This window comes from Agitococcus lubricus (assembly GCF_003051055.1).
Taxonomy (GTDB): domain Bacteria; phylum Pseudomonadota; class Gammaproteobacteria; order Pseudomonadales; family Moraxellaceae; genus Agitococcus; species Agitococcus lubricus.
Genome location: NZ_QAON01000016.1, coordinates 1 through 20,465 on the forward strand (window position 1 = coordinate 1; position 20,465 = coordinate 20,465).

Annotated in this window: 19 protein-coding genes, 1 other RNA gene and 1 pseudogene; 3 read left to right on the forward strand and 18 right to left on the reverse strand. The window is 44.1% G+C overall.

Features of this window, described 5'->3' with window-relative positions:
* The first annotated feature begins 115 nt into the window (after positions 1–115).
* Positions 116–967 (forward strand): IS3 family transposase, encoded by an 852-nt coding sequence (locus C8N29_RS13525; RefSeq protein ID WP_420836673.1) that lies wholly within the window; start codon positions 116–118, stop codon positions 965–967.
* Between the two features lie 276 nt (positions 968–1,243).
* On the opposite strand, the gene panD is transcribed toward C8N29_RS13525, so the two are convergent.
* The 18 genes and pseudogenes from panD to C8N29_RS17205 form a co-directional block, all read right to left on the reverse strand.
* Positions 1,244–1,624, reverse strand: coding sequence for an aspartate 1-decarboxylase (panD, locus tag C8N29_RS13530; RefSeq protein ID WP_107866607.1), 381 nt, complete (start codon positions 1,622–1,624; stop codon positions 1,244–1,246).
* A 138-nt stretch (positions 1,625–1,762) separates the two neighbouring features.
* Positions 1,763–2,623, reverse strand: coding sequence for a pantoate--beta-alanine ligase (panC, locus tag C8N29_RS13535; protein ID WP_107866672.1), 861 nt, complete (start codon positions 2,621–2,623; stop codon positions 1,763–1,765).
* Between the two features lie 2 nt (positions 2,624–2,625).
* Positions 2,626–3,417, reverse strand: a complete 792-nt coding sequence (panB, locus tag C8N29_RS13540; RefSeq protein WP_107866608.1) for a 3-methyl-2-oxobutanoate hydroxymethyltransferase — start codon at positions 3,415–3,417, stop codon at positions 2,626–2,628.
* A 152-nt stretch (positions 3,418–3,569) separates the two neighbouring features.
* Positions 3,570–4,067, reverse strand: coding sequence for a 2-amino-4-hydroxy-6-hydroxymethyldihydropteridine diphosphokinase (folK, locus tag C8N29_RS13545; RefSeq protein WP_107866609.1), 498 nt, complete (start codon positions 4,065–4,067; stop codon positions 3,570–3,572).
* 3 nt (positions 4,068–4,070) lie between these two features.
* A complete protein-coding gene (pcnB, locus tag C8N29_RS13550; protein ID WP_107866610.1) occupies positions 4,071–5,438 on the reverse strand; it encodes a polynucleotide adenylyltransferase PcnB in 1,368 nt (455 codons plus the stop codon).
* 271 nt (positions 5,439–5,709) lie between these two features.
* The gene (locus tag C8N29_RS13555; protein WP_107866611.1) at positions 5,710–7,140 is read right to left on the reverse strand and encodes a sigma-54-dependent transcriptional regulator; all 1,431 of its coding nucleotides are present in this window, start codon (positions 7,138–7,140) and stop codon (positions 5,710–5,712) included.
* Entirely contained in the window at positions 7,137–10,100 is a 2,964-nt protein-coding gene (locus tag C8N29_RS13560; RefSeq protein WP_107866612.1) for an ATP-binding protein, read from the reverse strand. Before C8N29_RS13560 ends, C8N29_RS13555 begins: the two co-directional genes overlap by 4 nt.
* A complete protein-coding gene (locus C8N29_RS16775; RefSeq protein WP_170106996.1) occupies positions 10,090–10,266 on the reverse strand; it encodes a hypothetical protein in 177 nt (58 codons plus the stop codon). Before C8N29_RS16775 ends, C8N29_RS13560 begins: the two co-directional genes overlap by 11 nt.
* Positions 10,267–10,276: 10 nt before the next feature.
* Positions 10,277–11,149 carry a tRNA glutamyl-Q(34) synthetase GluQRS gene (gene gluQRS / locus C8N29_RS13565; RefSeq protein ID WP_107866613.1) on the reverse strand — a complete coding sequence of 291 codons (873 nt, stop codon included), beginning with the start codon at positions 11,147–11,149 and terminating at the stop codon, positions 10,277–10,279.
* 82 nt (positions 11,150–11,231) lie between these two features.
* On the reverse strand, positions 11,232–11,684 hold the full coding sequence (dksA, locus tag C8N29_RS13570; protein WP_107866614.1) for an RNA polymerase-binding protein DksA: 453 nt from the start codon (positions 11,682–11,684) through the stop codon (positions 11,232–11,234).
* A 123-nt stretch (positions 11,685–11,807) separates the two neighbouring features.
* Entirely contained in the window at positions 11,808–12,125 is a 318-nt protein-coding gene (locus C8N29_RS13575) for a Rieske (2Fe-2S) protein (RefSeq protein ID WP_107866615.1), read from the reverse strand.
* Between the two features lie 177 nt (positions 12,126–12,302).
* A pseudogene (locus C8N29_RS13580) lies at positions 12,303–13,316 on the reverse strand (adenosine kinase).
* Positions 13,317–13,544: 228 nt separating this feature from the next.
* Positions 13,545–14,780 carry a multicopper oxidase family protein gene (locus C8N29_RS13585; protein WP_107866616.1) on the reverse strand — a complete coding sequence of 412 codons (1,236 nt, stop codon included), beginning with the start codon at positions 14,778–14,780 and terminating at the stop codon, positions 13,545–13,547.
* Positions 14,777–16,081 carry a TolC family protein gene (locus C8N29_RS13590; RefSeq protein ID WP_107866617.1) on the reverse strand — a complete coding sequence of 435 codons (1,305 nt, stop codon included), beginning with the start codon at positions 16,079–16,081 and terminating at the stop codon, positions 14,777–14,779. Before C8N29_RS13590 ends, C8N29_RS13585 begins: the two co-directional genes overlap by 4 nt.
* A gap of 232 nt (positions 16,082–16,313) precedes the next feature.
* Positions 16,314–17,045, reverse strand: a complete 732-nt coding sequence (locus C8N29_RS13595) for an SRPBCC family protein (RefSeq protein WP_107866618.1) — start codon at positions 17,043–17,045, stop codon at positions 16,314–16,316.
* Between the two features lie 373 nt (positions 17,046–17,418).
* A non-coding RNA gene (ssrS, locus tag C8N29_RS13600) (6S RNA) lies at positions 17,419–17,615 on the reverse strand.
* 103 nt (positions 17,616–17,718) lie between these two features.
* On the reverse strand, positions 17,719–18,006 hold the full coding sequence (locus C8N29_RS13605) for a cell division protein ZapA (protein WP_107866619.1): 288 nt from the start codon (positions 18,004–18,006) through the stop codon (positions 17,719–17,721).
* A gap of 176 nt (positions 18,007–18,182) precedes the next feature.
* The gene (locus C8N29_RS17205) at positions 18,183–18,467 is read right to left on the reverse strand and encodes a hypothetical protein (RefSeq protein WP_107866620.1); all 285 of its coding nucleotides are present in this window, start codon (positions 18,465–18,467) and stop codon (positions 18,183–18,185) included.
* 77 nt (positions 18,468–18,544) lie between these two features.
* Here C8N29_RS17205 and C8N29_RS13615 point away from each other — a divergent pair, with 77 nt between their 5' ends.
* Together C8N29_RS13615 and pepP are read left to right on the forward strand one after the other, a co-directional pair.
* The gene (locus C8N29_RS13615; RefSeq protein WP_107866621.1) at positions 18,545–19,123 is read left to right on the forward strand and encodes a UPF0149 family protein; all 579 of its coding nucleotides are present in this window, start codon (positions 18,545–18,547) and stop codon (positions 19,121–19,123) included.
* A gap of 21 nt (positions 19,124–19,144) precedes the next feature.
* Positions 19,145–20,464, forward strand: coding sequence for a Xaa-Pro aminopeptidase (gene pepP / locus C8N29_RS13620; RefSeq protein WP_107866622.1), 1,320 nt, complete (start codon positions 19,145–19,147; stop codon positions 20,462–20,464).
* Position 20,465: the final 1 nt, after the last annotated feature.

Sequence of the window (20,465 nt, forward strand, 5' to 3'; positions counted from 1 at the left end):
CGAACAAAGCAAATGGTGGAATACCACCAAAACAAAAGCTGGCTCTAATAGCCTAACCTCTACTTTTAACTGCGGTTAAAAATGGGAGGATTACCGGAGGATTACCATACAATCTATGCATAGCACAGAGAAGAAGTCCTTGAGCAGCTATTGTCATCTTTTAGGGGTAAGTCGTTCAGGTTATTATGCGTGGAAGCAACGACCTGTTTCAGCTAAACAGCAAGAATATCAAGACTTATCGCGCTTATATTGGCAGAGGCATGAAGCACGGGTGGGTGCGCCTTCATTGGTACACGATATGCGTGAATTAGGGTATGACTTGAGTGAGCGTACTGTGGGCAGACGATTGCGTGTCATGGGTTTACAGAGTAAAGCGGCTCGCCGTTATAAAGCCACAAAGGATAGTCAACATGCTTTTGCGGTAGTCCCCAATTTACTCAATCGACAATTTAGCGTGTCTAAACCCAATCAAGTGTTTGTGACGGATATTACTTACATTCTCACCCAAGAGGGTTGGTTGTATTTATGTGTGATGATAGATTTATTTCATCGGGGCGTGGTGGCATGGCAAACCAGTGAGCGTATTAATCGGCATTTAGTGTGTGATGCGTTGAATTATGCGATGGCGAAACAAGGCTATCCTCAAGGATTTATGGTGCATTCTGATCGGGGAAGCCAATATGCTAGTCATGAGTTTAAGGGAGCATTACGTCAACATCGTGCCATTCAAAGTATGTCTCGAAAAGGCAATTGTTGGGATAATGCGGTTGCTGAAAGCTTTTTTCATACCTTGAAAGCCCATATTGTCCATGACAGTGTCTTTAAAACACGAAAAGAGGCGAATTCTGCCTTGTTTGAGTATATTGAAACTTACTACAATCGGGTCAGACGACATTCAGCTAATGGCTGGTTCAGTCCAAATGCTTTTATGCAAAAGCATCTACTTTTAGAGGGTACAACTGTCTAATCTTTTAGCTAGGTTCAAAAAAACCTCAGATATTCTCGCTGTGAAGAAGTGTATGATACGGTTATCAAATTATGGGTTATTGAACATAATTTAATGTGTAAAAAATAAGCATCACTTAGTATATTTTCATGACTGTTTATTGAAAATATCATCGATGTCATGCTCTTAATCTGGGGGGAGACGTCATTATTTATCCAACAATCCCTATAAAATTTATAAAAAAACCTGTCAATCTGACAGGCTTTTTAGTTTCATGCTGAGGCTGTGAGTCGTGTATTAAGCGACTTGCACAGGAATAGCGTTCGCACTGTGGCTAACGGTATTATCAGCATTACAATAAATTAAACGGGGCTTAAAGTTAATTAACTCTGCCGCACTGTAGTCGGCATAGGCACAAATAATCACACGGTCACCTGGTTGGGCTTTGTGTGCGGCCGCGCCATTTACCGAAATCATTTGTGAACCCGCTTCGGCACGGATAGCATACGTGGTAAAACGTTCGCCATTGGTGACGTTATAAATTTGAATTTGTTCATACTCTAAAATGCCCGATAAATCGAGCAAGTTACCGTCAATGGCACAAGAGCCTTCATAGTCTAGTTCAGCGTGTGTAACACAAGCGCGGTGAAGTTTGGCTTTGAGCATGGTGCATTGCATGGCGGTTGCCTCCGTTGGGGGGTATCGCTGGGCGAGGAACTAACATTTTGCGAGGCAAAATGGGCGCGCCATTTTGCCGCAATCTGCCGTAGCATTCAACCTATCTTGTTAAAAAAACGCTTATTGTACGAGCGTACACTAAGTTTTTTCGTTCAAATTAACACTTAGGTTGTCTATTAAGCGGGTTTTGCCCAATTTAGCAGCGACTAAAATCACTAAATCGTCATCGGTTGCGCTGGCAGCTTGTAAATTGTCTGCGCGACAAATGGCAACATAGTCAGGAGCAAAGCCCATTTTTTGCAAGTGTAAAACAGTTGCCTCACACAGCATAGTATATTCGCGTGCACCATTCAAAATAGCTGTACGTAATTGTTGTAGTGTTTGATAAATGGCCGGTGCTTGTGCGCGTTCTTCGGGTGATAAATAGCCATTACGTGAACTCAGTGCTAAACCATCGTCAGCGCGTTGTGTGGGGACACCCACAATCTCAATTGGAAAACATAACTCTTGTGTTAAACGACGAATAACTGCTAACTGTTGAAAGTCTTTTTCCCCAAAAAAAGCGACATCGGGTTGTACAAGGTTAAATAGTTTGCTGACTACAGTGGCAACACCTGCAAAGTGAGTAGGTCTAAATTCACCACATAATTGTTCGCTTAGCCCTGCCACAGTGACGCTGGTTTGTTGGCTAGTGCCATTTTGATACATTTCTTGCGCAGACGGCGCAAATAAAATGTCACAGGCCGCCGCCTCAAGCAGCAAGCTATCTGCGGCGAGTGTGCGCGGATAGCTGCCAAAATCTTCGTTAGCACCAAATTGTGTAGGGTTAACAAAAATACTGCACACAACGACGTCGCTTTGCTCTTTGGCAGTCGTGACTAAATGAATATGGCCTGTGTGAAGGTTGCCCATCGTGGGGACAAAACCAATACGTTTACCTTGTTGTTTCGCATGGCGAATGGCAGCTCTTAACTCGCTAATAGTATGAACGGTTAACATCATCAATTAAATCCATGTTCAGGGGCAGGATAGCTTTGTGTTTTGACCGCTTGTACATAAGCCACAAACGCGTCTTGAATGCTGGTTTGGCCTACTAAAAAGTTTTTGACAAAACGGGCTGGTTTCCCTTGATGTAGGCCTAACATGTCATGCACCACCAAAACTTGACCATCGCAGTCTTTGCCTGCACCAATCCCAATCACAGGAATAGACACGCTGGCTGTGACTTGTGCGGCTACCGCAGTGGGTACACATTCTAATAAAATCAGTGCAGCCCCCGCCTGTTCAACGATTTTAGCGTCTTCAATGAGTTTTGCGGCAGCATCGGGCGTTTTGCCTTGTACTTTATAACCCCCAAATACATGAACCGATTGCGGGGTTAAGCCCATATGTACACAACAGGGAATGCCACAACGCGCCATTTGACTGACGGTATCTGCCAACCATGCGCCACCTTCGAGTTTGACAGCATGTGCACCCACCCGCATCAATGCGGCAGCATTTTCTAAGGCATCGTTGGGCGTACCATAAGACATAAACGGCATATCAGCCAATAAAAAGGCATTGCTGTTACCGCGCGCAACACACTGGGTATGGTAAATCATATCTTGCATCGTCACGGGGAGAGTAGAGTCGTGGCCTTGTAAAACCATTCCTAAAGAGTCACCAACTAACAGACATTCCACTCCTGCGGCATTCATGGTTTGGGCAAAAATAGTGTCATAACAGGTAATCATGGCAAACTTTTCGCCACGCTGTTTCATGGCGCGGAGGGTAGTTAACGAGACGGGCATAATTCACCTCAACAGTGAGTGGGGGACAGTAGTGCAACAATACCTGCCTTAATTAAGGCATCACCAACAGGCGTGAGTATATCTGCAACCTTGTGTAGTTTAATGTCTTATGACAGTCATCTTAAAGCCACTGTTTTTGGTAGTAATTAAGATTACCACCATGGCTTGTGCGCTTGCAGATGAATATCGTCATTAAACTGCGCGGTCGCTAGGCTAGCGACTTTTATGCCATTTGGCAAAGTGAGTTCAGGACAAAGGTCTAATAAGGGTAAAACGACAAAATGACGCTGACACAATTCAACATGAGGAATGGTGAGGCGTGGGCTGTGAATTTCCTGATTGCCATATAATAAGATATCGATATCGAGGGTTCGTGCGCCCCAACGCTCTAAACGTACACGGCCTGCTGCCTGTTCAATGTCTTGCAAATTATCCAATAAAGTTTCAGCATCCCATTGGGTTTGCATACGAACGGCGGCATTTAAGTAATCGGGTTGATTAGCAGGGCCGACAGGTTTACTGCCATATAAACGGGATACGGCAAGTAGTTTGCAATGACTCAGGGCTTGTAGTGCCTGTACTGCAAATTGTAATTGCGCGAGCGGCTGACCTAAATTGGCTCCTAAGCCCAAATAAATTTCAGTAGACATAACTTAGCTTTTAGAGATATCTGGATTAAGTACAGCATCAGTTGCTATATCTTGTTTGGGACTGGTCTTTTTGGCTTTGCCTTTTTTACTATGAGACTTTTTAGTGGCTTTTTCTTGCGCAACGGCTTTGGCTTTACGGCGGTCTAATAATTTAAGCAGATGTTCTTGTTCATCCACACTCACTTGCTGGTAATGCTCCCACCAGCTGCCCATGCCTAGCGTGCTATCATCACCTGCCTGCTCGCGTAGCCATAAAAAATCAAAGCCTGCTCTAAATCTTGGTTGACTGATGAGCTTAGGCACAATACGTGCCTTAGGTTGTGCTAGACGGGGCTGTAAGTCCCAGATTTCGCGGATGGTTTGGCCGACAAAACGCGGAATGGCCGTATGTTGAGCTTGTAGATTTAATACTTTAATACCAGCATTTTGCAGTGCGGGGAAGAGGTCTTCACCTTTAGCCAGTTCGAGTTGCGTCAGTTGTTGTTGCCATTGCCATAACAAAATGGCATAAAAAAAGGCAGGATTGACCGATTTGCCTTGTTGTAGACGGTCATCGGTATTTTTGGCAGCAATTTGTATGAGCGTGCTATGCACCCAGCCTTCATCAATAAAAGGGAATAAATGCTGTAATAGCCCTAAGTTTTGCAGTAGGGGTAGAAGCTGTTGTAAATGGCCACAACAAAATAGCTTATGGCTTTCATCATAAAGTCGGTGTGGCGAAATTGCTTTGAGCAAATAAGCTAAACTCGGGATGGGGGCTAAACTCGCATCATCAATGCTAAAGCCGAGTTTGGCGGCAAAACGCGCAGCGCGTAACATGCGTACAGGATCTTCACGATAACGTGTGGGTGCATCGCCAATCATACGCAAGGTTTTTTGCTCAATATCGCTCATGCCATTGGCAAAGTCCCAAATTAAGCCCGTTTGTGGCTGGTAATATAAGGCATTGGCACTAAAATCTCGACGACTCGCATCTTGCTCGATGGTTCCCCAGACGTTATCGCGCACAATCATGCCATGTGCGGAGGTTTGACTGTGTGAAGATTGCTCTTGATGAGGCGCACGAAATGTGGCGACCTCTAATAAGTGACGACCGTGATAGACATGGGCTAACTGAAAACGACGACCAATAATTTGGCAATGACGACCAAAAATACGTTTGATTTGTTCGGGGGTGGCATTGGTTGCAATATCAAAATCTTTAGGATGTAAACCCAGTAATAAATCTCTGACTCCACCACCGACCACAAAGGCTTGAAAACCTGCGCTGACTAAGCTGTGAATCGTGGCAAGAGCACCTTCACTGAGTTGGTTGGGATGTATACCGTAGTGGGCTGCTTGATAAGTGCGTAATGAACTCGATACTGGCATGAAGGGGAACAAATCTGATGAAGGGTTACAGAACAGGACTGACGCAGGTCACCGACATTCGCGCATTTTGTGACGATAAAACCAATAACTGGGTTAAAGTGTAAACAAATAAGCGTTAATCACGTCCTTCCTAAGAATGACCCCAATCATACAGGACTTCATGCAGCTTGAACATGCGTGAGCTTTTGATTGTGCTTGCAAACGTGATTTTTGTGAGACAGAAACTAGCGGTGCATCGTCTCTGTCTTTATCGTATGGTGAAGGCGCAGTATTAAGCCTCATTATCACTGGCATTACTGCGGCGGCGGGGAATCCCCAAACGTTGTCGACGCTCCCATAAGGACTTACGACTGATACCTAAGCGTTTGGCTAACTCCGTTTCTGAGAGTTGGTCTTGATAGGTCAACACAAATTGCTGAAAGTCGACATCAGCCGCTCCTTTGCCTAAGGTCGGCTCTTCAACCGATTCTTGTAATGTTGGTATTTCATCACGATAAAAAGGGATGGTCGCATTGGGGTCAAAGACGGGCGTTTCTTTGACTAAGGCAGAAAAGTCTAATTCGATGGCCAATAAGTCGGGCGTAATCAGCGACGTTTCTGCCAGAATAACGGCACGCTCAATCGCATTTTCTAGCTCACGGACATTACCAGGCCAACTGTAGGCTAACATGGCATTGACTGAGTCTTGGTCAAAGCTCAGGGCAGGTACATGCAAGCGTTGGCAGGTTTTTTCGAGGAGTTTGTCGGCAATTTCAATGATGTCATGGCCTCGCTCGCGTAAGGGAGGTAATTTGAGTTCAATAACATTTAAGCGATAATACAAATCTTCCCTAAACCGACCTTCAGCCGCCAGTTGTTTGAGGTTTCGATGGGTCGCTGCCACCAGACGCACATCCACAGAGCGTGTTTGTGTTGCGCCCAAACGACGGACTTCTTTTTCTTGTAATAGCCGTAGCAAGCGTGCTTGTGCTTCGAGGGGCAGTTCGCCAATTTCGTCCAAAAATAGTGTGCCACCATCTGCGGCTTCGACTAAGCCTTTACGTTGTGTATTGGCACCAGTAAACGCGCCTTTTTCATAACCAAATAGTTCTGCTTCGATTAATGACTCAGGAATTGCCGCACAGTTGACCGAAATCAACGCTCGCTCACGACGTGGGCTTTCTTCATGTAAGGCTCTGGCAACTAATTCTTTGCCTGTGCCCGATTCACCACGGACTAACACGGTTGACGACATCGGAGCCACACGGCTAATACGTTTGAATAGCTCTTGCATGGCGGCACAACTGCCAATAATTCCTGCAATGTTGGCCTGTTTTTGTTGGCTTTTGAGTGCGTCATTTTCTTTACTCAGTTGTTGTTCGCGTAAAATACGGGCAATACTGAGTAACATTTCATCGTGGTCGAAGGGTTTAGAAATATAGTCAACCGCGCCTTGTTTCATGGCATCAACCGCCGATTTCATCGTGCCGAAGCTGGTCATAATCAGTACGGGTGTGGGTTTGGCTAATTCAATTAAACTTGTACCTTGCTCACCAGGTAAGCGTACATCGGTAATCACGAGGTCAAATTCGTCAAGCCTAAAATTCGCTGTCGCTTCGTGTACTGAACCCGCTTCACTGACTTTGTATTGATGCCGCTCCAGTAGTCGTTTGAGGCTACTACGAATGAGGGCTTCATCTTCAACAATCAGAATGTTTTTCACGCTATACTTTCCTCTGAGCTATCCTCGTTCCATGCGGGAAGGGTAATTTGGACAATCACGCCTCGGCCTTGGTCATAGTCGGCTTTGTCCATTAACTGAATTTTACCGCCATGCTCGCCAATAATCCCGTGTACTAAGGCCAAGCCTAAGCCTGTGCCTTTGCCTGTTTCTTTGGTCGTGACAAAGGGTTCAAATAAATTATCACGAATCGTCCCTTCGGGTAGCCCTGTGCCAAAATCCTCGACGTCAATATGCACGAAATTGCCGTTACTGTGTGCTTCTACAATAATATGGCTATCGGTTTGGCTGGCATCACGGGCGTTACTGAGTAGATTAACAAAGACTTGCATTAAACGCTGTGTATTGCCACGTACATAAATATCTTCTGCACAAAAATTATCAAAATGATAGTCCTTACTGCCTGAAAGCTGTAAGAGATTAATTGCCTCGTTGATGATATTACGCAAATTCACGGCCTGATAATTGATATAACTATCTGTACGCGCAAAACCCACTAAAGAGCGGACAATATTGGTAATACGTTGTGTTTGGGTAAGAATCAAACTGCTGGCTTCTACAATTTCGGGGTCTTGATATTCGGCTTTGAGATTTTGAGCAAGGCAAGCAATGCCTGTGATAGGATTGCCAATTTCATGGGCGACCCCTGCCGCCAAACGACCTAAGGCTGCTAAGCGTTCGTTATGTGCTAATTGCGACTCTAAGCGCTCAAGCTCAGTCACATCTTCTAAAACAATTACTTGACTGCTGCCCATATCGATAGCTTTTTCTTGTTCACCGATAAAAGCACGGTGTAAATTGACCCAACGACTTTGACCTTGGCTAAAAATTTGTTGGTTATAGAGCTGCACATCGGGGCTATGTAAAAAGTCGTTTAACAAGGTTTGCCACGGCTCGGCAAGGTCAGTGAGCCGAGAGCCGATAACCTCATCATCACTGATGCCTGTCATTTCCATTAAGGCACGATTCCAGCTTAATACTTCAAGGTCACGGCCTAAAGAACAGACACCAATCGGTAAGTCGTATAAGGTTTGACGGTGAAAACGACGCAGTGCATCCAGCTCACCCGCTAAACCCGACATGCGGTGGCGATATTCTTCTAGTCTAGACTCGACATAATGAATATCTTCACTGGCAGGACTTTCGGGACGAATTTGATACGATAAATGCGTATCTAAAATCTCATGGGCAACCGAAGGCCCCAACAAACCTGATAAGTTAGATTCTATTTGGTCGCGTAGACGTCTGAGGGCATAGGGGCGGGTTTCGTCGTGATTCATGCCTAAATCATGTAAGGCTTGTTCGACTTCGCGTTCTGCTGTCAGATGACCCAATACATCACTGAGAGACTCAATAAAATCATCAACAGATTTGGCTTTTAATGACCAACGATAGGGACGACGCAGATTATCGACCGCACAACTATCGGCTGCCATTTGTTCCGAAGGCGTTTGTTTGGTCATTAAAGACACCACAAACATGACAAAAGCATTTGCTAAGGTGCTGCCCAAACCAATATGGTGCCAATAAATGGGGTCTTCAAATAAGGTTAAATTGAGTGCTAATAATTGTGTGAATAGGTTGGGTAAATTGAGCACATAAGGCACAACCAATACGCCAAACCAAATACATAAACCCACCAATAAGCCCGATAAAAAGCCAGCACGGGTTGCGCGTGGCCAAAATAAAACACTGACTAAACCCGGCGCAAATTGTAATGTCCCAACAAAAGTAAGAATAGCCATATCGGTCATCGTATGTTCATGCGTAAACAAACGATAAAACGCATAAGCCATAATCATAATCAACACAATTAAAGCGCGTCTGACCCAAATTAACCAACGGTATAAATTATAATCGGGCGAGGGTTGTGACAAGGGTAAGACTAAATGGTTGAGCACCATAGATGATAAGGCTAAAGACGTGACGACAATAGTGCCACTGGCGGCTGAAATCCCACCAATAAATACTAATAAGGGCAGCCATTTAGTTTCACTGGCTAAGGCCACGCCAATCGTAAAGTATTCAGGATGGGAAGTGAGTTCTAATTTAATGCCTGCCCATAAAATAATGGGGATACATAAGGCCATAATAAATAAATAGCTCGGTAATCCCCAACTGGCGGTTAATAAAGCACGTGGCTGAAAATTCTCGGTAAATACCATGTGATACATAAAGGGCATCACAACAGCAGAAAATAAAAAAGCTAAAATTAAACTATGCCAAATCCCATTTTCTTTGAGGGGAACATATAATAATTCTAAAGCGTCTTTATGATGAGCCAGCCAATAATCTAGCCCACTATTGCCATCAAACACAAAAAATAACGCATAGCCTGCGACACATAACATCATCACTAATTTGACAATAGATTCAATCGCAATACTGACAACTAAACCATCATGTTTATATTGCGGTGTTAAGGGTTTGGCACCAAAAAGTAGGGTAAAGAGGGTAATAGCTAAACAAAAAATAATGGCAATACTGTGTTGATTGGTTTCGTGAGTTAATAAATTGGCTGTATCTGCCACCGCACGTATTTGCAGTGCCAACAGCGGCAACAAAGCCAATAACATCATAATGGTTGTCAGCGAACCGACAAATTGACTTCGATAACGAAACGCAAATAAATCGGCGAGCGAACTGAGTTGATGATTTTTAGTTAATCGTAAAATAGGACTTAATAAAACGGGTGCTAATAAAAAAGCACCTGAAACACCTAAATAAAAAGCTAAAAAATTATAGCCAGTCTCATACGCAAAACCGACAACACCATAGATGCCCCATGCACTGATATATACACCGAGCGATAAGACATAAATAGTGGGATTACGAATCCATTTAGTATGAATTAAACCAGACTCGCTGAGGTGTGCAATGGCAAATAATAAAAATAAATAACCAATACCTAATGTTAATAACTCAATTGGATTAAAGATCATGAATATCTCGACTTCTGCCAATCCAAAAACTTAAAACGATTAAAATAAACCAAATAACAAAAGGTCTACCCCATGCAGTACCACCTAAACTCCACCATTCAATAATGGCAGGGGATAATAAATAAGCACCTGCAATAAAAATTAATACGAGGCGGTCAATATACATAATGTGTTCCTCATACAGTGAGGCGTTTAGGAATGTTGGCAGCCGACCAATGCCGAGCCGCCCATGACAGTATAGTCTCTTTAGTGTCGTATTGTAGCTCTATAGGAGGGTGTTGTCCGAGTTGTTGCAAACATAGATATAACATTGCCGAGGGGTGTTTAGTGCTTAATGCTTGTGCGCCCGTTTGTTTGGATAGTTTTTCACCTAAAATATTGGTGACTAAGGGGACATGACAATACGCCACAGATGCTAATTTTAAGCGCCGCTGTAAATAGATTTGTCGGGTCGTATTGTCTAATAAGTCCGCACCACGCACCACCTCTGTGATGCCTTGTAGTGCATCATCAACGACAACGGCTAGTTGATATGCAAATAAACCATCACGTCTAAAAAGCACAAAGTCGCCCACTGTTTGGCTAATATCGTCTTGTTGTGTCCCAAAAACAGCATCATTAAATTGTATCAGGCTATTATCGGGTACACGCAAGCGGGCAGCACTGTGTGGCCGTTGTGTTAAGAAAGTACGGCATTTGCCTTGATAAATGCTATATCCCGTTTTATTTAAGTCACTACGACTACAATCACACCAAAAAATATCCCCTTGTTGTTGTAAGTATTGCAAGGCTTCTCGGTAATGGTGATGACGTTGGCTTTGATAAATCACATCACCGTCCCAAGACAAACCATATTGGCCTAATGTGTCAAGGATATTCGCCGCAAAATGGGGCTGACAACGGGGGGTGTCTATATCTTCAATACGCACCAACCAACGGCCATTAACCGAACGTGCTGCGCACCAACTGGCGAGCGCTGCTAATAAAGAGCCGTGATGTAGAGCACCTGTAGGTGAGGGCGCAAAACGACCAATATAAGATGACATCATGGTGATAAGCAGGAAAAAACGAAAGGGGGGAGCACCCCCCTTTGATGATATAGGTCTAAGTAAGCCCTAGGCGAGAGGCGATTTAGCCGCCTGTTTGTTTTTCTTTAATTTCTGCTAGGGTTTTACAGTCTATACATAAGGTGGCGGTGGGACGTGCTTCTAAACGACGAATACCAATTTCGACACCGCATTCTTCGCAGTAACCGTAGTCGCCTTCTTCAATGGATTTGAGCGTGGAATCAATTTTACGAATTAATTTACGCTCACGGTCACGGGCGCGTAATTCGATAGAAAACTCTTCTTCTTGGGTGGCACGGTCATTAGGGTCTGGTAGGTTAGCCGATTCATCTTGCATATGATGTACGGTACGGTCTACCTCTTCCATCAGTTCGCGTTTCCAAGCTTCAAGGATATTACGAAAGTGCGTGAGCTGCGCACTATTCATATATTCTTCACCCGCTTTAGCTTGATAAGGCGCAAAGCCATAAATGAGGGTGCTTTCTTTATTTAGTGGTTTGGCTGTTGCGGTTGCCATGTTGTCAGCTCCTTCAGGGCTAAATCAAAATTCTACAGTATGCAGGACTTAGGCCAAATATCGTAAATAGTCTCGTTAAAGTCTAAAAAATACGCGTTTTTTAGCTAGACAGCGGGGCTATTGTCACGTATTTAACCAAATAATCCCATTTTCAACACTCAAGGTCATTTTTTTCAGTGACTGGCCAGAGCAAGGGCCACGGACACAATATCCATCTTCGATTCGAAATAAGGCACCGTGATTAGCACATAATAAATAGCGTTGGCTTAAATCCATAAATACATCGGGTTGAAAATTCAAACCAATGCCAATATGGGGACAACTGTTCAAATAACAATAGACTTCAACACCCCGACGCACCACAATCACTTCACCAAGTGGCGTACGAAAGCCTTTGGCATCTTGGTCTGGAATATCGGCTAAGGTGCAGAGTCTAAGCATATTTATTTATCATTATCAAAACATACACAATCGCTGACGCGAAGCGCCAGAGACACTGAGGTGCCTGTGCAGCCAGTCATGCGTCCAAGATAGGCGGTTAGCGGAAGGACGCATGCTTATTTCTTTTTGACAGTCTACTCTCAATCCCCGTTTTTTGGCAAATTTTCTGTGGTGAGCTTAAGGTAAATCTAACTCAGCTAAAATTTGTGTGTACTGCGTTTGTGCCAAACGAGGGCCAAATTGACTGACAACTTGAGCAGAAATTTTTGCTGCTAAACGGCCACATGCTGTTAACGGCCAGCCCTGACTTAAACCGTATAAAAATGCGCCTGCAAACGCATCGCCAGCTCCATTAGAGTCAACGGCGGTGACAGGATAGGGCGCGATGACAGTACTTTTGCCTTGTTCGCTAATCAATGCACCTGCACTACCGCGTGTCACGACGACAAGTGGACTGAGTTGATGTAATTGGCTAATCGCCTCTGTTAAGGATTCGGTATTAGCCTATAAAGTGGCTTCAGTTTCATTGCAAAACAAAATATCAACCCCGTCAGCGAGCATTTCGCTTAGGCCATCACGTGCATATTGCACCATCGCAGGGTCAGAAAAGGTGAGTGCGGTACAAATATTTTGTGCTTTAGCTAATGCACGTGCCGCAGAGACCGCGTGACGAGCCGAGGCTGAGGTAGCCAAGTAGCCTTCAATATATAAGAAGCGTGCTTTGGTGAGAGCGTCTAAGTCCAGTTCTTGTGGACTGAGTTCGGCTGTGATACCTAAGAACGTATGCATGGTACGCTCAGAGTCAGGCGTGACCATGACCACACAAGTGCCCGTGATGCCGTCAGCCACTTGGGCATGACGTGGCGCTTTGACCCCTGCAGCATTGAGGTCGTGTAAATAAAAGTCGCCATTGGCATCAGCGGCTACTTTGCAAGCATAAAACGCTGAGCCACCTAGCGCTGCAAAAGCAATGACACTATTAGCGGCTGAGCCGCCAGAGGCGCGTTTCGCACATTCAAAGCGTTGATGAAGGGCGCTGAGTAGGGTGTGTTGTTGTGTGGCATCAATCAGTGTCATTTGGCCTTTTTGAATCGCATGATGTTGTAAAAAGGCATCGTCTACCACATATTCACTATCGACTAAGGCATTACCAATGGCATATAAATCAACAGACATAAGGCTTCTACTCATAAAAACGGCTGACAAACGGAGAGGCAATTCCGCGTAGGGTCGTATTGACTATCTGTGGACTGACGTCATTAACTTAACCACCGTATCTTCAGTATGTCTCTTTATTGAAAAAGAGCGACTTAGGAAAAAACGCGTCGTGCCTGTATCTGTCAAAAAAGATGCGTTGTTATAGCAGGTCTTGGTATGCAGTCAATACTTTTTCAATGACTTGTGGATTAAACACGCCATTTAAGGTCGATAGGGGGCAGCAACCGTCCCCTTAGGATGTGTATACCAGCCAACATCCTCTCCCTGAGCGGGCAACTCTTGGCGTACTTTGAGTACAGTAAACATGCCACCCATTTCTATAGACCCAAATGGCCCTTGTCCTGTCATCATAGGTAGGGTGTTTTCGGGTAGCGACATGACCATCTCTCCCATATCGCCCATGCCGTTTTCACCCATTGCCATGACGTGTTGTTCGGGCATCAGCTTTTGAACTTTTGCGGCAATATCATCATGCTTGACCCCCAACATATTACGTAAACTGTGTCCCATTGGCCCCATCGTGTGGTGGGATTTATGGCAGTGAAATGCCCAGTCCCCTAGGTTGTCTGCAATAAACTCAATGACCCGTATTGCTCCCACAGGTACGTCTGTCGTGACATCAGCATATTGTAAGGCTTCTGGTATCCAACCACCATCAGTGGCACTGACCTTAAAGCGATGGCCATGTAAATGAATAGGATGATTAGTCATACTTAAATTGGCTAAGCGAATACGCACGCGGTCGCCTTGTTTAACAACCATATGTGGAATGGCCGGAAAAACTAAGGAGTTCATTGACCATGTGTTAAAGTCAGTCATGGTGTGGGGTTTAGGCGTATAAGTCCCTGCATCAATATCCCAACTCATCAGCATAAAAGCAAAGTCATGGTCAACTGGTCTAAAGTGTGGATGTTTAGGATGCACGATAAACATGCCCATGGCACCCATTGCCATTTGAAACATTTCGTCAGAGTGCGAATGGTACATAAAAGTACCTGAGTCTTTGGCGATAAACTCATAGACATAGGTTTCACCTACAGGAATATGTGTTTGTGTCAGGCCACCGACACCGTCCATACCATTGGGGAGAATTAACCCATGCCAATGCACACTCGTTTTTTCGGGTAGTTTATTCGTCACTAAAATGCGTACTCTATCGCCTTCAATGACTTCAATCGTTGGGCCAGGCGTAGACCCGTTATAACCCCACGCATTGACATAAAAGTTGTTAGCAAACTGACGCACAACAGGTTCTGCAATTAAATGAAACTCTTTAGCACCTGCCTTGAATTGCCACGCTGCTGTCGGTACCCCTAAGGTCTTGACGGGCTGAAAGGGTGAGCGAGTGATGGTTTTTTGGACATGTTTCACCGAGGCGTTGACACTGCTAACCAATGTACTGAGAGCACTGAGGGTAAAGAGTTGACGACGATTCATGGTTGCTGCTCCAACGCATTATTGGCAATCACGGCTTGCTGGATAGGCATATTTAGCCATTGTTCAAGTACAGCTTGTGCCAACATAAAACGATTCAAGGCCTCTAAATAGGCATGTTTGGCTTGTTGTTCTTTTTGGCTAGCAGTAATTAAATCTTCTAGATTTTCTAACATGCCGTTATAACGTAAACCTGTTTCTATGCGAATATTGGTATAGAGTGGCGTTATCTTTTGCTGCCATGTACGTGCATCTTGCCAATAAGATTGCCATTGCTGATAAGCGAGTTTACTTTGCCATTTGACGTTTAATTTTTCTTGTGCCAGTGCAGCTTGGGCGCGGTATTGTTCTGCTTGGCTAAGGGTATAAGTCAGTGGGATCTCTAATCCTAGGCTCATACTTCGTTCAGTCTCTGGACTATTTTGCGCTACGCTACCACCTAAACTGACGGCATTAGCCCAACGTTGTTTTTTGCGTAATTGTTGCTGTGTATCTTCGTGGCTTAATTTCATTTCTGCTAATAAAATCGCAGGATGACGGCTCAATGCTAATTGTTCCACTTGGGGTAAATAAGGTAACTGCGCAGGTAATACGGCTAATTCTTCGCTCACTTGCCATGTATCCTGTTCGGGGGCAAGACCTAATAGCTGGTTGAGTTCGGTACGGAACAAAGCCTGTTGACGCTGATTTTCAGCCAATGCCAATTGGGCTTCATGTTCGCCTAATAACGCATGGTCACGTTCTCTGACGGCAATATTCCCTATTTGAAATTGGCGTTGGGCTAACTCTGCAGCTGCATGCGCAGCATCGGCAATTTGACCTAGAGCAAGCTGTTGTGCTTGACTTGTTTGCACCTGATAGAAGGTTTTGCGTACTTGTTGGGCAAACTGAAGGAGGTCTACGTGTGCTTTCGCTAAGGCTTGCTGCTGTTGGCTGTTGCGAATTTTCTTATAATAACTTGACCATAACAAGCGACTGACCGCCAATTCGACATTAGTCGTTAATACTCCCTGATGCGGACTCAGAAGTCGCTCAATACGGAGTTGTAGTGGTAGCCAATTAGCCTCTTGATTTGCCTCATCATATTGTTGATGTAACTCCGCAATAATGGCGTGTACCGTTGGGCTTTGACTCAGCGCAATAGTCACCGCATTATCAACAGTTAAGGGTTGTGCCAATAACGTGGTGATGGCTTTGCTGTTTTGAGGGGTCGTGATGGGGTTTGGCATAAAAGCCGCTGGTGGCATTGATGTTGATTGACAAGCAGTCAGCGTTGAGCAGATAACAAGAAGCCAAGCACGCATAAAAAACCTAAAGTAAAAGAATTAAATTGGATATACATGATGATTTAGGTGTTGAGGCCAGTGCATCTAGCCAACTTAATAAGGCGTAAAATATGACAAAGTCATTGCTACCTCAGTCTTAACATCAACGAAATAGATACCTATTGCTAAAATAAAAAAGGACTATCATAGGCTTTTAGGATGATAGTCCCCGATACATACTCATGTCTTGCGTCAATGTGTTTAGCGCGTGTTATTCCTTGTATTTGAACTCAATCGGACTATTACTTTGCGCACATTTATCAATCATGCGGTGTCTACCTAAAGTGTTTGCATACGGCATACGTCGTTGCGCATAGTTGATTAACCACTTAGGCATTGAACCTGAGCCGCCTGGGTCAGCATAACCCTCCATAATCAGCTCGACCGATTTGGGTGTTAAGGGTTTCATGCGTAACACCATCTCATAAGAGGGCATTCTGATGACACCTGGTTTGATGGGGATATAATCTGGTGCAGCCGTATAATTAACAATCAAAGCGCCTGTGCGTTCTGAATAGGGGGTGACGGTCGCACGGACAACGGCATCCCGTTGCGGTACACCAAAGGGGGTTTTTAATCTAAAATAATAGTAGTACTCGGTATCTGAGACGCGTTGTAACATCTTACTTTCAATCGCGTTCATATACCAAGCCGTCATATTATTGACATCAAACTCACAGCGAGCAACAGCTTCTAAGGGGGCATCAAAAATGGTGTGGGTTTTGAAAGAGCGATAACGGTAGTTATCTTCCTGTTTAGAATAGGTTTTAATTTTGTGGCGTTCGTCATTTTTAACGAGTGACCATTCTTGGGGGTTTTTGGTGTTATAAGGCAAATATTCGGTACTGTCATCATCATCATCACGCGCCGCCCATGCAGTCGCGCTTAATGTCAAGCAAATACCCAAAATGACAGCCTTTTTTTGTTTTGAGATATACGGCATAAATGTCTCTCCTAGAGTGACGATACTATAAGAATATCTAGTCGAACTGAAAATGGATTACTAGCATGATTAGGGGTATTTTTAGTATTTTATTTGTATTTTCGTGACTCAGAGAATGAGACAATCATTATTAATAATACATACTTTAGACAGAAGGCAGTTAATTCAGAAATGATTTTTTGTCTAGAATCAGCGCAATATAGGTTCTATCTAGGACTCTAGTCTAATAACTTTTCTGCAAAGTTTTGAATGTGATTGATTGATATCTGATACCATTAACTGGCATAGATGATTTTTAGGACGTATTATCAGCTACTAACTAAAGGTAGGGTATGGAAGAACTATTATAAAACTATAACTATAAAGAGGTTTAAGTTACTCCAGAATGCCGCTATCCATCGAGACCCTTGAACCCAGAGGTTCAAGGTGGAAACGAGCTTGAAACATTAGGCTTTCTGAACCAGAGGTCTTGCGACTTAGCAGACATGCTCACCGCGACAAAGCGTCATTTCCGTAAAAGAAAATATCGGCTCAGGGGACGTGACAGATTGGCGTACATCCTAGAGATGACTTTAGTATATCCAACTCAATACTATATGCAATCTTTTTTGTGCTAAGCGCTTAGAGAATCATCACTTGTTTAGGAAATGTCTCAGTAGCAGCCTATAAAGCCTCAGTTTGCTAAGGCTTTATCAATTTTAGTCGTCAAAATTTGCAGTGCTTGACCAATTTTTTGTGCGGTATCAGCTTGTTGGTTGCGTTCAAATAGTTCGTGACAGATATTTAACGCGGCGAGTACGGCAACACGGTCACTTTCTAGGCTCCGACTAGCATTACGAATCTCTCGCATTTTTTCATCCAAGTACACGGCGGCTTTTTTAAGAGTTTCTTGTTCATTCGCAGGGGATTGAATACGGTACACTTTGTCTAAAATGGTAATTTCTACGGTTTCAATTGACATGGTTCAACTCCAATACACGGATAAACAAGCACAGTGACCGTTTGGCTAAAGACGGTTTATCGGTGTTTTTGGTCATAAAAAATAGATTCATTTAGATAGTGTCTTATTACTGAGCAAAAACCATCCATAGAAAGTGTTAAGCCATGTAAAAATTAGTGTACTATCTTAAAATGTCCTCAAGACTCAGGCGTCTCTAGCGCTTTTAAGCGTAAAATAATGGCCTCAACACGCGCACGTGCTAAATCATTTTTACGAGATAATTCGTCACGCTCCGCGACTAAGGCCGCTTCTTTGCTGCGTAAGTGTTGGTTTTCTTGCGCCAAAGTTTCTACTTTTGCGCGCAAGGTTTGCGCCTCACTCGCTGCGAGCTTGAGCGTATTGTTTTCGGCACTCAAGGCTTGAGTTTTTTGTATAAGGCTATCAATTCGCGCATTGAGCGCTCGGATGTCTTGTTCCAGCATGTTAATGGTCGCACTACAAGATTTTGGCGGCTAATATAGATTTTATTATTAACCTAGGTCAATCAGAGATTTTTATTATGCACCCCGTTGCCACAACTCCCAGCTTGCAAGACCTCAAACAATTGTTACAAGATTTGCAATTGACCTCAAGTGCCAGTGAAATTCATGGCTTTGTCTCAGGCTTGTTGGCAGGTGGTGTGCGCCTTAATCGACAGCAACTCATCAAAATCTTAGAAGCGCATACCGAAGCGGATCAAGCCTTTGATGAAAAGCTCATTGCTAGTTTATGGCAAATGCAATTAGCAACGCTAGAGAGTTTAGGGGCATCTGAGCTGATTTTTGTACCTTTATTGCCGTCTGATGATGAAATATTGACAGAACGTGTGAGCGCGTTAGCAGATTGGTGTCAAGGGGTGTTGGCTGGGTTTGGTTTGGCTGTACGTGGTGATGATGGTCGTTTGCAGTCGGAAGATATTCAAGAAACCTTACAAGACTTAGTCAATATTGCTCATGTGGGTGGCGATATGGGAGAGACGGAAGAAGATGAAGCCGCTTATATGGAGTTGTTTGAATTTGTTCGCTTGGCAGTGATACATTTATTTGAGGAAATGTCGCCAACAGAAGAACATCGTATGCAACATGAACAGCTCCACTAAAATGACGACGTGAGACCACTTATGCAATCTTTAATTCCAAAACAACAATATGCCTTACGTCGTAATGCCTTAATGCAGTGGATGGGGGCAGACTCGATTGCCATTTTACCTGCAGCGCCTCAGCATATTCGTAATCGTGATGCCGATTATCGTTATCGACAAGACAGTGATTTTTATTATTTATCGGGTTTTGCAGAGCCTGAGGCGGTGTTGTGCATTATTCCTAATCGGCCACAAGGCGAGTTTATTTTATTTTGCCGTGAGCGTGACCGTGAACGCGAGATTTGGGACGGCTATCGTGCAGGCTTAGAAGGGGCTATAGAATTATATGGGGCAGATGATGCCTATCCTTTCAGTAAGCTGGACGAAATTATCCCGAGTTTGATTGAAGGTAAAAAGCGTTTATATGTCAATTTAGGTGCGCAAGCAGATTTCGATGCCCGCGTCATGACATGGGTAAATAACTTACGTGCCAAAGCGAGGCAAGGTGCAAAAGCGCCTGCTGAATTTGTCATGCTTAATCATTTATTACACGAACTACGTTTATACAAAAGCGCCGATGAGCTGCACGTGATGCGTAAAGCGGCAACAATCAGTGCAAACGCCCATATTCGTGCCATGCAAAAAGCAAAGCATGGTCTGTATGAGTATGAATTAGAAGCAGAAATTATCCATGAATTTATGCGTAACGGCTGTGTTGCGCCTGCCTATAACACCATTGTTGGCTCAGGGGCTAATGCCTGTATTTTGCATTACATTGATAATCGGAGACAAATGCAGCATGGCGACTTAGTGCTCATTGATGCAGGTGCAGAACTTGACCATTATGCGGCTGACATTACCCGCACATTCCCTGTCAGTGGACGCTTTTCTGCTGAGCAAAAAGCGATTTACGAGATTGTGTTGGCAGCACAATTAGCGGCCATTGATGCGGTGCATCCAGATAACCATTGGGACAAACCACACAGTGTTGCCGTTGAAATATTGACCCAAGGTTTGTTAGAGCTGGGATTATTACAAGGCAGTTTAAGTGACAACATCGAGCAAGGGCTGTATCGTGAATTTTATATGCACCGAACAGGTCATTGGTTAGGTATGGATGTACACGATGTTGGCGATTATAAAGTGGCTGAAGAATGGCGACAGCTAGAAGCAGGCATGGTGCTCACCGTAGAGCCGGGTTTGTACATTGCGCCTGACAACCAAAAAGTCGCTGCCAAGTGGCGTGGTATAGGTGTGCGTATTGAAGATGATGTCTTGGTGACTAAAAATGGTCATGAAGTCCTGACGTCGGCAGCCCCCAAAGCGGTTGCTGATATTGAGCAATTGATGCGAGGTTAAA

Coding starts and splice junctions, on each gene's coding strand:
- C8N29_RS13585 (WP_107866616.1), bottom strand. CDS start 14,780: ATGAATCGTCGTCAACTCTTTACCCTCAGTGCTCTCAGTACATTGGTT.
- gluQRS (WP_107866613.1), bottom strand. CDS start 11,149: ATGATGTCATCTTATATTGGTCGTTTTGCGCCCTCACCTACAGGTGCT.
- folK (WP_107866609.1), bottom strand. CDS start 4,067: ATGTCTACTGAAATTTATTTGGGCTTAGGAGCCAATTTAGGTCAGCCG.
- panD (WP_107866607.1), bottom strand. CDS start 1,624: ATGCAATGCACCATGCTCAAAGCCAAACTTCACCGCGCTTGTGTTACA.
- C8N29_RS13595 (WP_107866618.1), bottom strand. CDS start 17,045: ATGCCGTATATCTCAAAACAAAAAAAGGCTGTCATTTTGGGTATTTGC.
- panC (WP_107866672.1), bottom strand. CDS start 2,623: ATGTTAACCGTTCATACTATTAGCGAGTTAAGAGCTGCCATTCGCCAT.
- C8N29_RS13590 (WP_107866617.1), bottom strand. CDS start 16,081: ATGCGTGCTTGGCTTCTTGTTATCTGCTCAACGCTGACTGCTTGTCAA.
- pepP (WP_107866622.1), top strand. CDS start 19,145: ATGCAATCTTTAATTCCAAAACAACAATATGCCTTACGTCGTAATGCC.
- C8N29_RS13525 (WP_420836673.1), top strand. CDS start 116: ATGCATAGCACAGAGAAGAAGTCCTTGAGCAGCTATTGTCATCTTTTA.
- dksA (WP_107866614.1), bottom strand. CDS start 11,684: ATGGCAACCGCAACAGCCAAACCACTAAATAAAGAAAGCACCCTCATT.
- panB (WP_107866608.1), bottom strand. CDS start 3,417: ATGCCCGTCTCGTTAACTACCCTCCGCGCCATGAAACAGCGTGGCGAA.
- C8N29_RS17205 (WP_107866620.1), bottom strand. CDS start 18,467: ATGCTGGAACAAGACATCCGAGCGCTCAATGCGCGAATTGATAGCCTT.
- C8N29_RS16775 (WP_170106996.1), bottom strand. CDS start 10,266: ATGTATATTGACCGCCTCGTATTAATTTTTATTGCAGGTGCTTATTTA.
- C8N29_RS13560 (WP_107866612.1), bottom strand. CDS start 10,100: ATGATCTTTAATCCAATTGAGTTATTAACATTAGGTATTGGTTATTTA.
- pcnB (WP_107866610.1), bottom strand. CDS start 5,438: ATGCCAGTATCGAGTTCATTACGCACTTATCAAGCAGCCCACTACGGT.
- C8N29_RS13575 (WP_107866615.1), bottom strand. CDS start 12,125: ATGCTTAGACTCTGCACCTTAGCCGATATTCCAGACCAAGATGCCAAA.
- C8N29_RS13605 (WP_107866619.1), bottom strand. CDS start 18,006: ATGTCAATTGAAACCGTAGAAATTACCATTTTAGACAAAGTGTACCGT.
- C8N29_RS13615 (WP_107866621.1), top strand. CDS start 18,545: ATGCACCCCGTTGCCACAACTCCCAGCTTGCAAGACCTCAAACAATTG.